This window comes from Pseudoflavonifractor sp. SW1122 (assembly GCF_012027765.1).
GTDB classification, from domain to species: domain Bacteria; phylum Bacillota; class Clostridia; order Oscillospirales; family Oscillospiraceae; genus Enterenecus; species Enterenecus faecium.
In genome coordinates this window covers 1-20704 of sequence record NZ_SJOS01000033.1, presented here as the reverse complement: position 1 = coordinate 20704, position 20704 = coordinate 1, and the positions used below count along the sequence as shown (strand labels likewise).

13 protein-coding genes and 1 pseudogene are annotated in these 20704 nt (G+C 61.1%); 3 read left to right on the top strand and 11 right to left on the bottom strand.

The window, feature by feature from the left end:
- Positions 1–405 precede the first annotated feature (405 nt).
- From E0L15_RS08490 to E0L15_RS08450, 9 genes are all read right to left on the bottom strand, one after another.
- Positions 406–1128 (bottom strand): amino acid ABC transporter ATP-binding protein, encoded by a 723-nt coding sequence (locus tag E0L15_RS08490; RefSeq protein WP_087392695.1) that lies wholly within the window; start codon positions 1126–1128, stop codon positions 406–408.
- Entirely contained in the window at positions 1115–1849 is a 735-nt protein-coding gene (locus E0L15_RS08485; RefSeq protein ID WP_168125255.1) for an amino acid ABC transporter permease, read from the bottom strand. The genes E0L15_RS08490 and E0L15_RS08485 overlap by 14 nt, the downstream gene beginning before the upstream one ends.
- A gap of 73 nt (positions 1850–1922) precedes the next feature.
- The gene (locus E0L15_RS08480; protein WP_168125254.1) at positions 1923–2729 is read right to left on the bottom strand and encodes a transporter substrate-binding domain-containing protein; all 807 of its coding nucleotides are present in this window, start codon (positions 2727–2729) and stop codon (positions 1923–1925) included.
- Positions 2730–2914: 185 nt separating this feature from the next.
- Positions 2915–3736: a GNAT family N-acetyltransferase gene (locus E0L15_RS08475; RefSeq protein ID WP_168125253.1), complete on the bottom strand. Its 822-nt coding sequence runs from the start codon at positions 3734–3736 to the stop codon at positions 2915–2917.
- Positions 3729–4646: a phosphatidylglycerol lysyltransferase domain-containing protein gene (locus tag E0L15_RS08470; protein ID WP_168125252.1), complete on the bottom strand. Its 918-nt coding sequence runs from the start codon at positions 4644–4646 to the stop codon at positions 3729–3731. Before E0L15_RS08470 ends, E0L15_RS08475 begins: the two co-directional genes overlap by 8 nt.
- Positions 4647–5421: 775 nt before the next feature.
- Complete coding sequence (locus E0L15_RS08465) at positions 5422–9831, bottom strand: LamG-like jellyroll fold domain-containing protein (RefSeq protein WP_168125251.1); 4410 nt, start codon at positions 9829–9831, stop codon at positions 5422–5424.
- Positions 9832–10665: 834 nt separating this feature from the next.
- Complete coding sequence (rny, locus tag E0L15_RS08460) at positions 10666–12225, bottom strand: ribonuclease Y (RefSeq protein WP_087232913.1); 1560 nt, start codon at positions 12223–12225, stop codon at positions 10666–10668.
- A 536-nt stretch (positions 12226–12761) separates the two neighbouring features.
- The gene (gene lepA / locus E0L15_RS08455; RefSeq protein WP_168125250.1) at positions 12762–14570 is read right to left on the bottom strand and encodes a translation elongation factor 4; all 1809 of its coding nucleotides are present in this window, start codon (positions 14568–14570) and stop codon (positions 12762–12764) included.
- Positions 14571–14631: 61 nt separating this feature from the next.
- Complete coding sequence (locus E0L15_RS08450) at positions 14632–15336, bottom strand: helix-turn-helix transcriptional regulator (protein WP_206020599.1); 705 nt, start codon at positions 15334–15336, stop codon at positions 14632–14634.
- A gap of 318 nt (positions 15337–15654) precedes the next feature.
- Between E0L15_RS08450 and pta the strand changes: the two genes are divergently transcribed.
- On the top strand, positions 15655–16629 hold the full coding sequence (gene pta / locus E0L15_RS08445; protein WP_168125249.1) for a phosphate acetyltransferase: 975 nt from the start codon (positions 15655–15657) through the stop codon (positions 16627–16629).
- Positions 16630–16752: 123 nt separating this feature from the next.
- Here the strand turns inward: pta and E0L15_RS08440 are convergent.
- Together E0L15_RS08440 and rpsT are read right to left on the bottom strand one after the other, a co-directional pair.
- Positions 16753–17785, bottom strand: a pseudogene (locus tag E0L15_RS08440) (aminotransferase class I/II-fold pyridoxal phosphate-dependent enzyme).
- An 89-nt stretch (positions 17786–17874) separates the two neighbouring features.
- A complete protein-coding gene (gene rpsT / locus E0L15_RS08435; protein WP_087232901.1) occupies positions 17875–18138 on the bottom strand; it encodes a 30S ribosomal protein S20 in 264 nt (87 codons plus the stop codon).
- A gap of 185 nt (positions 18139–18323) precedes the next feature.
- Here rpsT and gpr point away from each other — a divergent pair, with 185 nt between their 5' ends.
- Both gpr and E0L15_RS08425 read left to right on the top strand, forming a co-directional pair.
- Complete coding sequence (gpr, locus tag E0L15_RS08430; protein WP_168125248.1) at positions 18324–19178, top strand: GPR endopeptidase; 855 nt, start codon at positions 18324–18326, stop codon at positions 19176–19178.
- A gap of 501 nt (positions 19179–19679) precedes the next feature.
- Positions 19680–20528, top strand: a complete 849-nt coding sequence (locus tag E0L15_RS08425) for a YihY/virulence factor BrkB family protein (protein ID WP_204210582.1) — start codon at positions 19680–19682, stop codon at positions 20526–20528.
- The last annotated feature ends 176 nt before the right edge of the window (positions 20529–20704 follow it).

The window sequence follows — 20704 nt, the reverse complement described above, 5'->3', positions numbered from 1 at the left end:
TTCTACTTCCAGGGCCTTACCCTGGTAAGCCGCTGTTCCCAGCGATGGGCAGCCAGGCTCCCGGCGGCGGGAACGCCGCTTCTCCAAGGTAGGCCCGGAGGTGGAAACCGCCTGGCGATAGGGCCAGCTGCCCCGTGTGGCCTGGTGTGGTGGCAGTAACAGGGGCCACAGCAAGGGTAACGGGCCGGACATAGCCTTGACGCAGGGACAGCCTCGTACCCCAGGGGGGTACTTAGGGGGGAACGCCCTAAGCGGGTTTTGGTTCCTTTTGACCGGGCAAAAGGAACCCCCAGCGGGAAGCGTCCCCACCAGGCTGGCAAGCCTGTATATAAAACGATAGGAGGACAATTCTAATACAAATAAAGCCCCTTCTCTCCACCCTGGGGCAGAGAGAAGGGGCTTATCTTACAGAACTTTGGACAAAAACTCGATGGTACGGGGATGCTTGGGGTTGGCAAAAAACTCCTGGGGCTTGTTCTCCTCCAGGATGTGTCCGCCGTCCATGAACAGCACCCGGCTGCCCACCTCCCGGGCAAAGCCCATCTCGTGGGTGACCACCACCATGGTCATGCCGTCGTCGGCCAGCTGCTTCATCACGTCCAGCACCTCGCCCACCATCTCAGGGTCCAAAGCGGAGGTGGGCTCGTCAAAGAGCATCACCTTGGGCCGCATGGCCAGGGCCCGCACGATGGCAATCCGCTGCTTCTGTCCGCCAGAGAGCTGGTTGGGGTAGGCGTCCGCCTTCTCCTCCAGACCCACTCGGCGCAACAGCTGGGTGGCGGTGTCGTCCGCCTCCTGCTGGCTCATGCGACGGGTGCGCACCGGAGCCAGGGTGATGTTCTTGCGGATGGTCATGTTGGGGAACAGGTTGAAGTGCTGGAACACCATGCCCATGTGCTGCCGCACCTGGTCGATGTCGCACTTGGGGTCGGTGATGTCGGTGCCGTCAAAGGTGATGGTGCCGGCGGTAGGGGTCTCCAACAGGTTCAAGCAGCGCAGGAAGGTGGACTTGCCCGAGCCGGAGGGGCCCAGCACCACCACTTTTTCACCGGGATAGATATGCTGGTTCAAATTGTCCAGCACCAGGTGGTTGCCAAAGGACTTGGATAAGTTTTTAACGTCGATCACTTTGACGCAGCCTCCTTTCCAGTTTACCCTGGAGCCAGGTGAGCACCACCACAATACACAGATACATCACGGCAATGCCGATGTAGGGGGGCATGTAGTCGAAGGTACGGCCTCCGATGGTGCTGGCATAGTACACCAGCTCCATGCCTCCGATGGCCTGGACCAGGGAGGTGTCCTTGAACAAGGTAATCAGCTCGTTGCCCAGAGAGGGCAGAATGTTCTTAAATGCCTGGGGAACCACGATAAAACGCATGGTGTCCAGATAGCCCAGGCCCAGAGAACGGCCGGCCTCCATCTGGCCTCCGTCCACGCTCATCAGACCGCCCCGGACGATCTCCGCCACATAGGCGCCGGAGTTGATGCCCAGGCCGATGATACCCACCAGAATCTTGTCCCGGATGCTGGGGAAGATGACAAAGGTCCAGATGAGCAGCTGCACCATCATGGGGGTGCCCCGGATGACGGTGGTGTAGATCTTACAAATGAAGTTTAAAATGGCCAGCAGGGGATTTTTCCGCCGTCCGGCCCGCTGTTGGTCGTGGGCGGCGCGTATCACGGCCACCACTACGCCCAGGATGACACCCATGACCAGAGCAACCAAAGTCATCTCCAGGGTGCGGCCCAGGCCCTGCAAATAAAGCTTCCAGCGGTCTGCTTCGATAAAGGCTGTGTAAAAACGTGGTCCCAGCTCATTGAGCCAGTCAATCAGCCTATATAACATAAAACCTGCTCCTTTCCTCAAGAAGGAAAGAAGGGCGGCACAGGGGGCCGCCCTTCTTCAATTTCTGTCGTTCTTACTCCGCAGTGATGTACTTGTCCACGATGGACTGAACGGTGCCGTCGGCAATGAGCTCCTTCAGCGCGCCGTTGATGGCATCCAGCAGCTGGGTGTTGCCCTTGTCCACGCCAATGGCGTAGTCCTCCACGGCGAACTCGGTGTCCAGAATCTTCAGACCCTCATTGGCCTCCACAAAGGCCTTGGCGGGCTCGTTGTCGATGACCACGGCGTCCACCTGGTCGTTCATCAGAGCCATGACAGCCAGAGCGCCGCTGTCATAGCCGGTGACGTGGTCCTCACCGTAGCCGTCCTCTTCCACAGGAGCAGAGCAGTAAATGTATCCGGTGGTACCCTTCTGGGTGCCGATCATCTTGGCGTTGGCCAGGTCGTCCACGGTCTGAATGGAGGAGCCCTCCTTGACGATGACCACCTGCACGCCGGTGGCATAGCTGTCAGAGAAGTCCATGACCTTCAGACGGTCGTCGTTGACGGTGATACCAGCCATAGCCATATCGCTCTGGCCGGTCTGGACGGCGGTGAGGGCGGCATCAAAGCCCATGTCATCCACCACCAGCTCCAGGCCCAGCTTCTCGGCGATGGCCTGGGCCACCTCCACGTCAATGCCCTCGAAGCCGCCGTCGTCGGTGGTCATCTCATAGGGGGGGAACTGGGCGTTGGTGGACATGTGCAGCTTGCCGCTCTCCACGGTCTTCAGGCCGTTGTCGTCGCCCTCCTGCTTGCTGCTGGTGTTGCCGCAGGCGGCCAGAGAGGCCACCATGCCAATGGCCATGGCCATGGCTGCAATCTTTTTCCAAACTTTCATATTCATCCGTCTCCTCAAATCCATTTCATGTCTTAGCTGCCCCATCCGGGGGAAGTGATTGCCATGATTATATCGCCGAAATGAATATAATGCAAGAGGAAACCGGAATATTCCTGTATTTTATCCAAAATGACCGGATAGATATGAATGCATATTCATTTTTATGCAAGTTTCCTGCATAACCCTCAGTCCAGAGCCAGTCCCAGGTAGCCCCGGCGGGTCTGCCGCCAGAGGGCGGGGGGCTCGGTGAGCCACCGGATGGCCCCGAAGGGGGCTCCTTCCGCCCGGCCGGCGGGGGTGCGCAGCTCGCCCGGGCCGTGGCACAGGTGGGCCACTCGGCGGCCACCCTCCTCCTCGTCTCCGGGCAGGCAGAGCAGCTCCTTGACGATGTGGAACTTCCCCCAGTCCTCCACCACGGCGCAGCCCGGGCCGTGGGTCAGGTCCAGGCGGTAGAGGGCGCCGTGGAGCTGGCCTTCAAAGGCGGCCTGGCCGGGGGTGTGGACGATGTGGGGGATGCCTCCCAACAGCTCCTCCCGCAGGGCCACATACTCCTGAGGAGTCAGCTCCTGCCACGGCCCCTCCTGGGGGGCGGGGAGGGGAGTGCGCAGGTGGTAAAAGGCGGGCTCAAAGCCGTTTTTGCCGAAAAACTGAAAAAGAGAGGGGGCAGCGGGGACGGTGCACACAAAGTCCATCCCCTGGTCGGCGGTCCACTGGGCGGCGGCGTCCATGAGTTGGGCGGCGTACCCCTTGCCCCGGCTGTGGGGGTTGGTGGCCAGGGCGTACAGATAGGTCCCTTGGCAGGGGGCGGCTGCGGGACAGGCCAGGGACACGGGGGTGAGCACCAGCATGCTTTCCACCTGTCCCTCCTCCACCAGCACCAGGGGCCCCTGGGGGGCGCACAGGTCATAGAAGGCCTCTTGGGCCTGGGGCTCGTCCCCGAACACCTTGCGCCACAGCTGGTGGGTCTGTTCCCGCTCTTCGGGGCGGGCATGTCTGCACTCAGCCATGACTCTGCTCCCGCACGGTGTACTTCTCCAGGAGAATCTCGGGGTAATAGGACAGCTTGGCCTTCCGCAGCCCCTCCAGGCCCATGTCGTCCTCTCGGTTGAGCCACTTCACCTCCGGGTGGCGCTCCCGCACCATCCGGGCCATCTCCCGGGCAATGGTGGGGTAGGAGCCCTGGATGTCGGCAAAGGCCTTTTCAAAGTGGACGTTGAAGCACTCCGGGGTGGTGAGGCTGCCCAGGGAGAAGGCCACGGGACGGCCTCCGGCGGTGATGACCCCGCCCTCCATCTCCAGGGCGTCCATCTGATACAGGGCCTCGATGATGGCCACCGTCTCGGCGCTGAGGCTCTTGTCCTCATTGGCGTCCTTGAGGTTGGCCCACTCCTTCTCCATCTCCAGGCACAGGTGCATGTTCTCCTTGGTGATGGGGTGGAACATCCAGTCCGGGTTGTTGTCGTCAAAGCGGCGGATGTGGTTGCGCTTCTGGTGCAGCTTCTTGCCGGGCAGGTCCGCCATCTTGTTGACGTCATACAGGTAGTCGAAGCTGTCCCGGTCCTCCTCAAAGGTGAAGCGGCCGGGGAACTCCGCCTCCAGCTGCTCTTTTTGGTCGGGGGTGACGCACACCATCACCAGGGGCACCCCCAGGGATTTGGCGTTGTCCTCCATCACCTCCAGGGCAGGGGCCAGAGGGCCTGTCCCAGGGGGGAAGAGGAAGCTCTCCCCCAGGCCGCCCAGCAGGCGCACCACCACCCGGTCACCCACCCGGCAATACTGCTGGGGATAGGCGCCACTCCACAGATACATGCTGTTGAAGTTGTACTGACAGCCCATGCTGCCGGTTTTCTGGAACAGGGGGGCCGCCCACTGGCGGTCCTCCAATTTCGGTGCCACAAATTTACACTCGCAACTCATACAAAAATTACCTCGTTTGTCCGCGTTCAGCGGAGATTTTTCCATTTTCAATATCATAGCATACTTCTAGGAAAAACGCAACCCTGCTGTGCTGTTTCCTCTTACTAGGAACAGTTCTCCAGGGCTGCAGGCGGAAAGCTGCCCTTCTCCGATTTCTCAGGCACAGACCTGCGCCCCCGGTGGGGACGCTCCGCTTATGCCCGATTTCTCCCCGATGAGAAATCGGGGAAAGAATCGCTTAGGGCGTTCCCCCCTAAGGACCTCCCTGGGGTACGGGGCTGGACCTGCGATGGTTCTCAGGCCGGGCCGAAAGCCAATGCCATACCAAGAAAGAACAACGCTCTGTTTTTCTCCATTCCTGCTGGGAGAGTGCACGTTTCTCCAGATTTCGGCCCTTTCTGGTCCATCCGGCCCACGGCGGCCGGGAATCGGCCCCACACCACCCAGACTTGAGGCCCTGGCGATGGAAGGGAGATCTGCCAGCGGAGTAGGATATCCCAGAGATGTTATGTGCCATCTATGTGACCCCACCGGGACCAGGGCCGACTACGGCCCCACCGCACAAAACAACATAAAACCATTGGGGTTTCAAAAGGGGCGGGCCCCTTTTGTGGCTTTTCGTCCATTTTGGCCACTCAAAATGGACCCCCAGCGGGGAGCGCGTCCCCTGGGCTGGCAAGCCCATACCAGGGAACAGAACAACCATATGCTTTCCCATATCCATGAAAAAAGTACGGCCAGACAAATCTGACCGTACTTTTTATCGGTTTTGCAATTAGCTGCGACGGCGGCGCATCGTCACCACGGCAGCCAGTCCGGCGGCGGACAGCACCAGGACGCTGAACACCAGACCCAGCTGGGCGTTGTCCCCGGTCTGGGGTACGCCCTCCGGCTTCTGGGTGGCCTGGGGCTTGTCGGTGGTATCAGGAGCGCCACCGGCGGTGAGGCCGTTCATGGCGTCGCTCAAAGCAGCCACAGCGGCGTCCACAGTGGCCTGGTCGTCCTCGCTCAGGGAGTCGTCCGCCAGTACGGCTTGAGCCTCGCTGAGGGCCTTCTGGAAGGCGGCCACGGACTGGGCGGTGTAGCCGCTGAGGTCCATGCCCTGGGCCTTACCGATGAGATCCTCCAGGATGGACTTGTCCGCCTTGAAGCGCTGGGCCAGAATGGCGTCCAGCAGGGCGTCGGCGGCTTCGTCTACCTTGGCCTGGTCATCCTCGGAAAGAGTCTGATCAGCCATGATTGCCTGAGCCCCCGTCAGAGCGTCCAACAGCTCCTGCCAGTGAGTCTCCACATACTTATCGGCATTCTCAACCATCTGGGTGGCACGGTTGACGAGTTCTTCCAGGACGGACTTGTCCGCCTTGAAGCGCTGGGCCAGGATGGCGTCCAGCAGGGCCTGGGCCACAGGCTGGATGTCCTCTTCCATGGCGTCGCCGTCAGCGGCCACGTCCTTGGCAGCAGCCAGAGCGTCCACCAGGGTCTGCCAGTTGTCCTGGACGTACTTGTCCTGGTCGGGGATCATGCTCTCAGCCGTGGCAATCAGCTGCTCCAGCATGGTTTTGTCGCCCTGGGTCAGACCCAGACCCCAGATGCCCTCCAGCAGGGCGTCCCAAGCGGCGTTCACCTCAGCCTGGGTGGGGTTCTCCTTGGCCAGCACGGCCTGGGCGCTCTCCAGAGCGGCCTCAAAGGCGGCCACGGCGGAGTCGGTGACGCCCTCGGTGGACAGGGTCAGGGCGTAGGCCACCGTCTTCTCCAGCAGGGTGGTGTCCACGTCGGCAGCCTGGTTCTCGTCCACGTTGACCCACACGGGGTTGGCGTAGAAGGACAGGTGAGAGTAGTTGTAGTCGTTGATGTAGTCAAAGCGGGCGGGGCGGTCGTTGGTCACGTCCCGCTCGTGGGTGACGGGGTCGCCGTTCTCGTCCACCTCAGAGCTGGACAGACCACGGACACGGAAGTACAGATCGTCGTCGGCCTGGGTGGTGAAGGTGAGGGTGTAGGTGCCGTCCTCACCCAGAGCGGCCTGGAGCTCCTCCCGGGAGAAGGTCTTGACGATGGAGGCGTCGGTGTTGGCGGTGCTGTTGTAATCGGCCTCGTCCACCTTGCCGGTGACGTGGCCCATAATCAGGTCCACGTGGTCCAGATCGGGGGTGTTGTCCACGTCGATGCCGGTGTCGGTGCCGTAGAGGGTGGCGTAGTTGTTGTGCTCGGGCACCTGGAAGCGGATGGTGACGGTGACGGTCTCGTCGGGGGCTACGGTGAGGTCCTGGCCCATGCCAGCGGTGTTGGCGTCGTCGGAGACGGTGAAGGTCAGGTCAGAGATCAGCTCGCCGTTGACGGAGTAGCTGTTGCCCGAGCGCATGCCCTCCACCACGTCGGCAAAGTCAAACAGGCCATCCTCGCCGGGCTCCACATAGGTCCAGTTGCGGGAGAACTCGCCGGCCCAGTAGCCGCTGGAGTAGTTGCCGTTGGAGCTGATTTTGAAGTGGAAGTCGGAGTTGGCGAAGGTGTAGAAGCGGCGGCCCTCGGAGAGCATGGCGTCCCACACGCCGCCGGTGACCGAGATCATCTCGTCAGCGCCGGACCGGATGTCGTCCATGGGCAGCTCGCAGGAGGGGTCCATCTGGTTGCCGGGCATACCCTCGAAGCCAAAGACCACGTTGGGGGCCAGGTCGTTCATGATGCGCAGGTGCTCAAGGGCCACCTCGCCCTGGTCCACCTGGTCGTCCCCATCGTTGTGGCGGGAGGGGTGATTGGGCAGGATGAAGCTGTCGGGGTAGTTCTCTTCCACCCACTCCACGGCGGCGTAGGTGTCGTTGACATCGTTTTTGTCGTTCTGACGGGGGCCGTAGACCTCCTCCTCGTCGCCGTAGAAGCGGTCGGCGGAGGTGTCGTAGCTGAACAGCCACTCAAATTCGTGGATGCCCTCCACAGGCACCAGGTTGGAGCCGGAGTCAATGAGGGCCACGGTGGCGTGGTCCAGGGCCATCATGTCCCACTCAAAGCCGGAGTAGATGATCTTGCCGTCGTACTTGCCCTGGATTTGCAGCTTCTCAATCTCCCGCTGCTGGGCGGCAATGGCGCTCCACCGGGCGGTGTCGTTGCTGGTGCCGTCGGGGTTGCGGGGGGAGTTGCGCAGGTGGTCGGCCAGCATGATGTAGTCAAAGGCCTGGCCGTAGGTGATGTTCTCCACCCGAGCGCCGGACACGTCCTCCAGCTGGTCCATGTCTTCACGGAAGGGCACGTTGAGGGCGTTTTCCACGGTCATATAGCTCTCGGAGGCGTCGTTGGACTGGTTGGTGTGGGTGTGGTACTCACCGGTCATCCACTGGCCCTCGGTCTGGACTTCAGCGGGCTCGTTGGCCATACCGGCAAAGCGGGTGTCAAAGTCGATGTCCAGCTCTCCCTCGTGGCCGGGGCCGGTGAGGAAGTTCACATCGAAGAAGGTCTTCTCGCTCTCAGGCAGAGAGGCGGCGTAGGGGGAGTAGACGGAGTAGTAGATCTTGTCGGCGCTCTCGTCAAACTCCAGATAGCGGAACCAGCCGTTGCCGCCGTTGTAGGAGAACTGCAGGTCGGTGAGGATGGAGATCACGTCCTGGCCAGCGTCATTCTGGAGCACCTCCACGCCGGAGCCGTGGCTGTGGCCGCCCACCATCATGAACACCTGGGGATACTTCTTGACGATGTTCCACAGCTTGGTGCCCTCCGAGCTGAGCTTGATGGAGCTGGGCTGGGTGTCCGAGCAGTTCTGAATGTCGTGGCGGGTGACGATGGTGGGACAGTTGGGGTACTTCTGGAGCATCTCCTCCAGCCATTCCACCTCTCCGGTGGTGGGGTTCCAGCTGGTCTTGCCGCCTTCACAGGCCAGGGAGATGATCATGTAGGTGTAGCTGCCCGCCTCCACGAACATGGCGCCGCTCCAGGCCTTGGGGGTGAGGTAGGAGCTGGTGAGGGACATGTACTCCTTGCTGTCGGCGCCGAAGTAGTGCCAGTAGCTGGAGCCGTTGCCTGCCCAGTTGTCGTGGTTGCCGGGCTGGACCAGGAACTTCACTCCGGCCTCGGGCAGTTGGTAGAAGATGTCCTTGGCGTTGTTGTACTGGGTGGCGTCGCCGGAGTCGTCCACCACGTCGCCCAGGTGGATGACGCCCTTGATGTTCAGCTCATCCACACTGTCAATGAGCTCGTCCACGGCGGTGTCCATCACGTCGGGGCGGTACTCCACGGTGTTCTGGGTATCGGGGATGAGCACGAAGTTGTAGTTGTCCTCGTCCCGCAGCTCATAGGTCTCGTTGCTGCCGAACTCGCCCACATAGTCCTCGGGGTTGGGCACCAGCCACTGGCTCTTGTCCAGGGCGTCCCCGGTGATGCGCACCTGCTGGAGGTTGCCCTGGAGGAACTTGTCCAGGCCATTCCACCAGCTGGAGCCGATGCGGAAGCGGCCGTCGGCGGGGTCGGCGTACATGCCCACCATGTCGTCGGACACGTAGTCCCGGAAGGCCTCACAGCCGTTGACATAGGTGGCGATCTCGTGGCCGTCGGAGACGATGGCGATGTGGTACCACACGCCGCCCTGGTCCATGGACACGGACCAGGCCGCCGAGGACATGGAGTGGTCGCCGTCGGCGTTGCCGGTGACGAACTGAATCTCCTTACAATTGGACACCGAGGCATACATGGTGCCCTGCTCCCCCTCGGGGTTGCCGCCGCCGGAGCCCTGGCGGCCGATGAGGCTCATCCAGCTGTCTGCGGCGGTCCAGTCCTCGGGGAACTGATAGATAAATTCCAAGGTATAGCCGTCCTGGAACTCCTCGCTGTTGATGGCGGCCCCGGTCTGGGTGATGAAGTCGGCGCCGGTTTTGCCGGTGCTGTCGCCGTCAAAGACCAGGCTGCCCCCGGCTCCGGTCATGGAGTCGGCGGAGAAGGACAGGTAGTCCTCCCAGTTGCCCTGCCCGTAGGTCTCCATCACCAGGTTGTTGCCGTTGCCGCTCTGGTCCTCAATGACCAGGTTGCCTGCGGCGATGGAGCCCTGGGTGTACTGCTGCTCGAATTTCCAGTCGGCCACCACGGGGATGTCGGACTGGGTGGAAGTCTGGGCGTGGACGGTGGGCATCAGGCCCAGCATCATGGTCCCGGCCAGCGCCGCAGCGCCCCAGCGGCGAGCCAGGGCCTTGGGTTTGTGGAACGTCATTTGGTTTCCTCCCTCTTTGTTGTGCGGGGCGATACAAGCCCCATCTCTCAGATTTCTTCAGACGCTTCCACAGTATAACGACATGTACGGGTGCCTTTCCATCAAAGTCCCATCAAGGGAATGTAAAATTTTCATATGGTGGGCCTCGTGCACGTTCAAGGCCCCTTGTGCAAAGGGGGCTGTCAGCCGTCAGGCTGACTGGGGGATTGTTGTTCGAAACGGCCTCATTCCGGCTTGCCAGCCTGGCGGGGACGCTTCCCGCTGGGGGTTCCTTTTGAGCGGGCAAAAGGAACCAAAACCCGCTTAGGGCGTTCCCCCCTAAGGACCTCCCTTTGGGTACGAGGCTGGACCTGCGGTGGTTCTCAGGCCGGGCCGAAAGCCAGTGCCATACCAAGAAAGAACAACGCTCTGTTTTTCTCCATTCCTGCTGGGAGAGTGCGCAGTTCTCCAGGTTTCGGCCCTTTCTGGTCCACCCGGCCGACGGCGGCCGGGAAGTGGCCGCACACCGCCCAGACTTGAGGCCCTGGCGATGGAAGGAAAATCTGCCAGCGGAGTAGGCATACCCCAGAGATGTGATACGCCATCTATGTGACCCCACCGGGACCAGGGCCGACTACGGCCCCACCGCACAAAACAAAATCAAATCCTTGGGGTTTCAAAAGGGGCGTGCCCCTTTTGTGGCTTTTCGTCCATTTTGGCCACTCAAAATGGACCCCAGCGGAGCGTCCCCACCAGGCCGGAGGGCTGGAACGGAAAAAAGAGGAGGGCAATCTATCATAATAGGACACAAAAAAGCCGCCGCAGCGTATCGCTGCGGCGGCAAATGAGTCTCTATTATTTGGCGTACTCGATGGCCTTGGTCTCCCGGATCAGGTTGACCTTGATCTGGCCGGGGTACTCCAGCTCGTCCTCGATCTTCTTGGCGATCTCCCGGGCGAGAATGACCATGCGGTCCTCGGAGACTTCCTCGGGCTTGATCATCACCCGCACCTCGCGTCCGGCCTGGATGGCGTAAGCCTTGTCCACTCCGGGGAAGGAGGAGGACAGCTCTTCCAGCTTCTCCAGACGCTTGATGTAGTACTCCACATTCTCTTTCCGGGCGCCGGGACGGGCGGCGGAAATGGCGTCGGCCGCCTGCACCAGGCAGGCCACGATGGTCTTGGCCTCCACGTCGCCGTGGTGAGCCTCGATGGCGTGGATGACGGCCTCGCTCTCCCGGTACTTCCGGGCCAGCTCCACACCGATCTGTACGTGGGAGCCCTCCACCTCGTGGTCAATGGACTTGCCCAGGTCGTGGAGCAGTCCGGCCCGCTTGGCCTGGTTGACGTCGGCGCCGATCTCGGCGGCCAGCAGACCAGCCAGCAGAGCCACCTCGATGGAGTGGTTGAGCACGTTCTGGCCGTAGCTGGTGCGGTAGCGCTGGCGGCCCAGCAGCTTCACCAGCTCGGGGGACAGGCCGTGGACATTGGTCTCGAACACGGCGCGCTCGCCCTCGGCCTTGATGGTGGCGTCCACCTCGCGCTTGGCCTTCTCCACCATCTCCTCGATGCGAGTGGGGTGGATGCGTCCGTCCAGAATCAGCTTCTCCAGGGCCAGCCGGGCAATCTCCCGGCGCACCGGGTCGAAGCAGGACACGGTGATGGCCTCGGGGGTGTCGTCGATGATGAGATCCACCCCGGTCATGGTCTCCAGGGTACGGATGTTGCGGCCCTCACGGCCGATGATACGGCCCTTCATCTCGTCGTTGGGCAGGGGCACCACGGACACGGTGGCCTCCGCCACGTGGTCAGCGGCGCAGCGCTGGATGGCCAGGGCGATCTGCTCCCGGGCGTAGGTGTCGGCCTCCTCCTTGAAGCGGGCCTGAATCTCCTTGATCTTCAGAGCCTCCTCGTGGGTGACCTCCTCCTCCAGCTGTTCAATGAGGTAGCGCTTGGCCTCCTCGCACGTCAGGCCGGAGATCTGCTCCAGCAGCTGGGTCTGACGCTCCTTGATGGTGTCCAGTTCCGCACGGTCCTGGTCCAGCTCGGCGCTGCGAGCGGCCAGCACGTCCTCCTTGCGCTCCAGGTTCTCCATCTTGCGGTCCAGATTTTCCTCTTTCTGGTTGACCCGGTTCTCCTGGCGCTGGAGTTCATTGCGGCGGTCCTTGACTTCCTGCTCGAACTCGTTGCGGGCCTTGAGGATTTCCTCTTTGGCCTCCACGGTGGCCTCGCGCTTCTTGCTCTCTGCGCTCTTGATGGCCTCGTTGATGACACGACGGGCCTCCTCCTCCGCAGAGCCGATCTCACGCTCGGCCACGGCCTTGCGCCGGTTATAGCCCACAGCGATGCCAACGCCTCCGCCAATGACCAGAGCCACCAGCACCGCAATCACAACAACAACAATGTTTACGTTCATGAATGTTCCCACACCTCCTTGTTTTTTTAGATTTTTTACAACAAAAAGCCAAAATAAGACGCGATGCACCCGCAGGGCACACCGCGATAATCGAAAAACCGCCCACCCAATTTGGGCGCAGTATTTGAGTGTCATATAGCTTGCCAACGTACATATATGAAAGCACCCGAATCCAACAGGGTGCAGCAATTCCTCAAACAGGCGATGACTCGCCCGGTTTTCCAAAATTATCTCCTGTTATTGTAAATGGAACTGTGCAATCTGTCAAGAGGAATTCTGCCCCTTTGTCTCCCGCAGAGAGACAAAGGGAGCATGCAGCGCCCCCCAAAAGCCTCCCGGAGGGGCCCCTGGGGATGTGCGCAATTTCTTGAAATGCTCTGTGGTAGGGGCCGTGGCTTGCCCGGCCCGAGGGTGGCCTGGTTTTGCCCTGGGAGATTCGGGAGGGGCAAGCCCCTCCCCTACGCACCCCAATCCAAGAAATCTGGCAATTTCAGGGCATTTCCAGGCTCAAAAGTCTCACCCTGGAGGGAGCCAGCTTATTCCTCGTCCAACTTGAGTACCGCCATGAAAGCTTCGGAAGGCATCTGGACTGTACCCAGGCTCCGCATTTTCTTTTTGCCTTCCTTCTGCTTCTCCAGCAGCTTCTTCTTTCGGGTGATGTCGCCGCCGTAGCACTTGGCCAGCACGTCCTTGCGCAGGGCCTTGATGGTCTCACGGGCGATGACCTTGCCGCCGATGGCGGCCTGGATGGGAATCTCGAACATCTGGCGGGGGATGTTCTCCTTGAGCTTCTCGCAGATCCGACGGGCCCGCTTATAGGCCTTGTCCCGGTGGGCGATGAAGGACAGGGCATCCACCTGGTCGCCGTTGAGCAGCAGGTCCACCTTCACCAGGTCGGAGGGCCGGTAGTCGGCCAGCTCGTAGTCCAGGGAGGCGTAGCCCTTGGTGCGGGCCTTCAGGGTGTCGAAGAAGTCGTAGATGATCTCGTTGAGGGGCATCAGGTAGTGGATTTCCACCAGGTTGGTGTCCAGATACTGCATGTCCTTGTACTCGCCCCGGCGATCCTGGCACAGGGGCATGATGTTGCCCACATAGTCGGGGGGCGCAATGATGGACACGTTGACGTAGGGCTCCCGGGCCTCGGCGATGGTGCCGGGGTTGGGGTAGTTGTGGGGGTTGTCCACCCGCACCACGGTGCCGTCGGTCTTGGTGACCTCGTAGATGACGGAGGGCAGGGTGGTGATGAGGTCCAAATCAAACTCCCGCTCCAGACGCTCCTGGATGATCTCCATGTGGAGCATGCCCAAAAAGCCGCAGCGGAAGCCGAAGCCCAGGGCGATGGAGGACTCCGGCTCAAAGGACAGGGAGGCGTCGTTGAGCTGCAGCTTGTCCAGGGCGTCCCGGAGGTCGGGGTACTTGGAGCCGTCCTCGGTGTACACACCGCAGTACACCATGGGCTGCACCGGGCGGTAGCCGGGCAGAGCCTCAGCAGTGGGGTTGGAGGCCTCAGTGATGGTGTCGCCCACCCGGGTGTCCTTCACGTTCTTGATGGAGGCGGTGAAGTAGCCGACCTCGCCGGCGGACAGCTCCTTGGCAGCCTCCATCCCCAGGGGACGCAGGTAGCCGCACTCCAGCACGGTGTGCTCCACCCCGGAGGCCATCAGCCGCACCTTCATACCCGGGCGGATGGTGCCCTCCATGACACGGAAGTACACGATGACGCCCAGATAGGGGTCATACTGGCTGTCGAAAATGAGGGCCTTCAGCGGGGCCTTGGGGTCTCCCGTGGGGGCGGGGACGTTGTGGACAATGTCCTCCAGCACGGAGCGGATGTTCAGGCCCATCTTGGCGGAGATTTCGGGGGCGTCCATGGCGGGCAGGCCGATGATGTCCTCAATCTCCTGCTTGACCCGGTGGGGGTCGGCGGCGGGCAGGTCGATTTTATTGAGCACCGGGCGAATCTCCAGGTCGTGGTCCAGTGCCAGATAGGTGTTGGCCAGGGTCTGGGCCTCCACGCCCTGGGCGGCGTCCACCACCAGCACCGCACCCTCACAGGCGGCCAGAGAGCGGGAGACCTCGTAGTTGAAGTCCACGTGGCCCGGGGTGTCAATGAGGTTGAGGCAGTAGGTCTCCCCGTTGTCGGCGGTGTAGTCCATGCGCACGGCACGGGCCTTGATGGTGATGCCGCGCTCCCGCTCCAGGTCCATGTTGTCCAGCAGCTGGGACTCCATCTGCCGCTGCTCCACCGCGCCGCAGATCTCAATCATGCGGTCCGACAGGGTGGATTTGCCGTGGTCAATGTGGGCGATGATGGAAAAATTGCGAATGTGATCTTGTTTGGTCATATTGGTATCGCTCCTCCCTGGGATGACAGGCCGCCCCCGTGGGCGGTGCTGACAAAACGAATTATTTTACCCGATCTCGGTGGCTCTTCATGTCGCCGTTGAGCCGTTCGCCACAGGCGTGGATGATTTGCAGCAGGGACTGATAGGTGCCCGGATAGTTGTCCATCATCTGGTCGTGGGACATGTCGGGGAATTTGTGCTTGCCCTTGCTCTGGGTCAGGGCCTCCAGGTAATCCGCCTCGTTGAGAATGAGGTCCACCCGGGGCAGACCGGCCATGAACTGCTCCTTGGGCACCGAGAACAGGCTGTCTCCGCTGTCTGAGCCGGTGCGGCGCAGGTGGCGGAAGAGGATATACACCGAGGTGGACAAAAAGTTGGTGGCCGCCCGAATGGCCTTCTTGTTGTCCAGCTTGCCCAGCAGGTCAAAGAGCACCCCCACCGAGTTTACCACCAGCTTTTTGGACAGGGTGGCCATCACCGAGCCCTTGAGCAGGTTGTCGGGTTGGGCGGAGGCGTCAAAGAGGGTATCCACGTCCAGAATGGTGGTGCCGTCCCGGCTCAGGGTACGGCCCAGTAAAAAGTCGGCGGACACATTGTAAAAATCGCAGGCCCGCACCACAAAGGCCAGTCCCGGCTCCCGTACCCCGTTTTCGTAGTGGGACAGCAGGGCCTGAGAGATGCCCAGCGCTCCAGCGGCCTGCCGCTGGGAGATTCCCTTTTCCTGCCGTAACAGGGACAAAGAACGTGCAAAATCAGCATGGATCATGTTATACCCTCTCTTTTCGTTCTCCAATCGCATTATTTATAGTATACCCAAGTGATTACAAGATGTAAATAATGTGTTCCCACGGAAGGAGGAAAATTGCACAGAGTATTTTTGTACTTTTCCACCATATGGATGGTGGGACGACAAATTTCATTGTTTGAGATTTTTTTAACAAAGATTGTCAGAATATCCGGGCAAAACCCTGCAAATGCTTTACATTTCTCTTTCCAGACCCTTGCAATCTGGCTGGGATGGTGCTACATTAATAGGCGATATGACTCGGAACACAATTTGTATTGTATGGAGGGAACCCAACTCATGTTTGGTCAATTGATTGAAAAACTGAAAGCCAGCCCCAAGACCATCGTCTTCACCGAGGGCACCGACGCCCGTATTCTGGAGGCCTCTGCCCGTCTGCTGTCCTCCACCTTCCTCAAGCCCATTCTGATTGGCAACGAGCAGGAGGTGCAGGTTGCCGCGGAAAAGACCGGCTTCAACATCAACGGCGCTATCATCATGGACCCCACCAAGTACGACAAGATGGAGGAAATGGTGGCTGCCATGGTGGAACTGCGCAAGGGTAAGATGACCCCCGAGCAGTGCCGGGAGCTGCTGCTCCAGGGCAACTACTTCGGCACCATGCTGGTGAAGATGGGCGTGGCCGACTGCCTGCTGGGCGGCGCCACCTACTCCACCGCCGACACCGTGCGCCCCGCCCTTCAGCTGATTAAGACCAAGCCCGGCAACAAGATCGTGTCCTCCTGCTTTATCATGGTGCGGGCTGCCGCCATCGGCTCCAACGAGGTGCTGGCCATGGGCGACTGCGCCATCAACATCGACCCCAGCGAGGACGATCTGGTGGAGATCGCCCGGGAGTGCGCCCACTGCGCCCGGGTGTTTGGCATCGACCCCAAGGTGGCTCTGCTGAGCTACTCCACCAAGGGCTCCGGCAAGGGTCCCGACGTGGACAAGATGCGCAACGCCACCGAGAAGCTGCTGGCCACCAACCCCGACTTCGCCGTGGACGGCGAGCTGCAGTTTGACGCCGCCGTGTCCCCCGCCGTGGGCGGCCTGAAGTGCCCCGACTCCCCCGTGGCTGGCCATGCCAACACCTTCATCTTCCCCAACATCTCCGCCGGCAACATCGGCTACAAGATGGTGCAGCGCCTTGGGAAGTTTGACGCCTACGGCCCCATCCTGCTGGGCCTGAACGCCCCCATCAACGACCTGTCCCGTGGCTGCAACGCCATGGAGGTCTATTCCATGGCCATCATCACCGCCGCTCTGGCCTAACCCAGATACATAAAAATCCCCCTCGGTTTACACCGGGGGGATTTTTTGTATCTGGGTGAGTGAATAGGTAATAGTGAATAGGGAAGAAGTAAGGTGTGCCGCAAAAGCGGCACGTTTTTTGTCTTATAGCTTCTCCAAATCCGCCACCAACTGTGCCACCTGCGCATCGGTGGTGCACCAGCTGGTGCAAAAGCGCACGGCGGTGTGGGTCTGCGTCCACCTTCTCCCAGAAGGACCAGACGTGGCGGTCTGCCAGCTTGGCCAGATGGGCATCGGGCAGAACGGGGAAAAGCTGATTGGTGGGGGAGTCGTAGCGCATGGGGTAGCCCTTGGCCTGGAAGGCCTGGGACAGCTTGCGGGCCTGTTCCACGCCGTTTTCTCCCAGGCGGAAATAGAGGCCGTCCTCCAGCAGGGTCTCGAACTGGACCCCCAGCAGGCGGCCCTTGGCCAGCATCCCGCCCCGCTGCTTGATGAGGTAGCGGAAGTCCCGGGCCAGGGCGGGGTTGGAGATCACCACCGCCTCCCCGAACAGGGCCCCCACCTTGGTGCCGCCCAGGTAGAACACGTCGCACAGCTCATAGAGCAGGGGGAGGGTGACGCTCTTCTCCGCGGCCAGGCCGTAGGCCAGCCGGGCCCCGTCCACAAAGAGGGGGAGGCCAAACTCCCGGCACACCTGGGAGATGGCGGTGAGCTCTGAGGCGGTGTACACCGTGCCCTGCTCGGTGGGGTGGGAGAGGTACACCATCCCCGGCTGCACCACATGCTCGTGGGTGGCGTCCTGCCAGTGGGCCTCCACCGCTGCCCGCACCTGCTGGGCGGTGATTTTCCCGTCCTCCGAGGGGAGGGGGAGCACCTTGTGGCCGGTAGACTCGATGGCTCCGGTCTCGTGGCAGTTGATGTGGCCGGTGTGGGCGCACAGCACCCCCTGGTGGGGCCGCAGAGCGGCGGCGATGACGGTGGTGTTGGTCTGGGTGCCCCCCACCAAAAACTCCACCGTAGCCTCCGGGGCTTGGCACAGGTCCCGAATCAGGGCTCTGGCCCGGTCACAGTGCGCGTCCACCCCGTAGCCGGGGGTCTGCTCCATGTTGGTGCGTGTTAAGGCATCCAGAAGGGCGGGGTGGCACCCCTCGGCGTAGTCACATTCCCATCGAATCACGGCAAGACACTCCTTTTGAGAAACATAAAAGCCGTCTGCAATGCAGACGGCTTTTTGTGCTTTGGTTTCAGCGATCAGACGCCACTTGCTCAGGCCAGCTTGTTGAGCTTCACAGTCATGGCGCTCTTCTTGTGAGCGGCATTGTTCTTGTGCAGCAGACCCTTGGCAGCAGCCTGATCCACGGCCTTAACGGCCACCTTATAAGCGGCATCGGCCTCGCTGCGGTTGCCTTCGGCCACCGCGGCCTCAAACTTCTTCAGGTCGGTCTTCAGCGCGGACTTCTGAGCCTTGTTCTGAGCCGCCTTGGTAGCATTCACCAGAACACGCTTTTTGGCAGACTTGATATTGGGCAAACCAAACACCTCCTCCGATGTGATTTTATGTTTTTGCGCAGTTTCCCGTCGCAGATATGTATTCTAGCATGAAACTCCGAAAAAAGCAACACTTAATTTACTATTTGTATAAAATTTTTTTCCAGGGCAAAAAATAGGGAGACATGTTCCCATTTTGCACAACATGTAGTGGAAGGAGAGAGGGTATGACAGGCATTCGCACGGATTTGGCCCAGGAGGCCCACCAGCTCCACCGGGATGTGGAGGGGGTGGAGTGCCGGGACGAGACCTGCCATGGGTACGAGGCCCACGTGGTGCAGGTGCGCACGCCACAGGCGGCCCAGGTGCTGGGCAAGCCGATAGGCACCTATGTGACGGTGGAGCTGGACGGATTGCTGAGAAGGGAAGAGGCGGGGTTTTCCCGGGCGGTGGAGGCCATCGCCGGGCTGTTGGCCCCCATGCTTCCAACGAAGGGGCTGGCCCTGGTGGTGGGGCTGGGCAATCGGGCCATGACCCCGGACCTGGTGGGGCCAAGGGCGGTGGATTTCACCCTGGTGACCCGGCACCTGGTGGAGGCCCTGCCCCAGTTTTCCCACCTGCGAGCGGTGGCGGCCCTGGCCGCCGGGGTGCTGGGCACCACGGGGGTGGAGAGCGGGGTGCTGGTCCAGGCGGTGGTGGACAAGCTCCACCCCAGCTGTGTCATCGCCGTGGACGCCCTGGCCTCCCGGTCGGTGGAGCGGCTGTGCCGCACGGTGCAGCTGTCCGATGTGGGCATCGTCCCCGGCTCCGGGGTGGGAAATCACCGCTACGCCCTCAGCCGGGACACCTTGGGGGTGCCGGTGCTGAGTCTGGGGGTGCCCACGGTGGTGGACGGGGCCACCCTCATCCAGGACCTGCTGGGAGAGCGTGCTCCAGAGGAGATACCGGGGCGAGAACTGTTTGTCACGCCCCGAGAGGCGGACAGCCGGGTGGCGGATTTGTCCCGGGTGCTGGGGTATGCGGTGAGTTTGGCTTTGAATCCGTCTCTGAGCGTGGAGGAATTGAATATGCTCGTAGAATAATGATGAATGAAGAATGAATAATGAATAATGAATAATGAAAAATGCAGGACCTATGGTGCGGTGGTGATGACCGGCGGCGGGAACGCCGCTGGGGCAGGGTAGGCCCGGAGGTGGAAACCACCCAGCCATAGGGCCAGCTGCCCAGGGTAGCCTGGTGTGGTGGCACAAACAGGGGCCACAACAAGGGTGACGGGCCGAACCTAGACTTGACGCAGGGACAGCCTCGTACCCCAGGGAGGTCCTTAGGGGGGAACGCCCTAAGCGATTCTTTCCCCAATTTCTCATCGGGGAGAAATTGGGCCCAGCGGAGCGTCCCCGGTGGGGGCGCTGGTTTCCGCCTGAGAAATCGGAGAAGAGCAAGCCCGCTCCTCTCTAGCCCGGACGAGCGGCCGCCTTCCCCAGAGCAAGACAGCCTCTGGGACAAAATTCCCGTTGTCCGGCCTTTTCATCTTGTGTTATACTGAGAAGTAGTTTTTTCGGTACAAAAGGAGGTGACTTGCCGTGAAACGCCTGTGGGAGAATGCTCGGCAGGTTCCGCCCGTGGGATTTGTGGCAGACGTGGTGGAGCTGTATTTTGTCCACCGGGTCAGCCGCTCCGCCGCCGAGCTGGCCTATTTTCTGCTCCTGACCTTTTTCCCCATTCTCATCTGCGTCTCCGCCTTCGTCTCCAAGCTCAACCTGGAGATGTCCGCGCTGCTGGAGGAGGCCAGCTACGTGCTGCCCCAGGAGGTTTTGGCCATTTTCCAGGACTATTTGCACTATCTGGACACCCACCAGTCCGACGCCATGCTGGTGGCTGGCGTGTTTATGTCCGCCCTGTTTGCCTCCGCTGCCGTGCGGGGATTGATGAACATCATGCACGAAATTTACGGCAGAGCCACCTTCCAGGGGATTTTTCAGCTCATTGCCAGTCTCATCTTTTCCGTGCTGCTGCTCATTACCATCTACCTGTCCATCACCGTGGTGGTCACCGGAAACTGGTTTTTCCGCATGGTGGGGCAGCTGCTGAAACTGGAGGACCTGGTGGCCAAGGTGGACACCTGGCAGTGGTCCAAGTATCTGATGCTCATTGCACTGGTGTTTTTGTTTATCCTGCTGCTGTACCGGTTTTCTGCCCCATTGGGCCACCCCCGGCCCCCGGTGATTCCCGGTGCGTTGGTGGCGGCGGTGGCGCTGACCGTGGCCTCCATGATTTTCTCCGCCTTTATGGAACACTCCACCCGGTACTCCCTGGTGTACGGGTCGTTGACCTCGGTGATCATCCTGTTGGTGTGGCTGTACCTGTGCGGCAACATCCTCATTGTGGGCAGCCTCATCAACTACGTCATTCACCAGAGAAAACACAGATAAGGGTATAATTTTTCCCCAAACAGCCATTCTAAGGGCAGATCATCCGGGAGGTGGCGGACATGTGGCAAGTGGGCGTGTGGGAGCCGGAGGAGCCGGTGAGCCCCCTGCTGGTGGAGCTGGCAGAGGGGGCGGGCTGCCTCATTCGGGCCTGCTGCGCCCCCCATCCCACCTGGAAT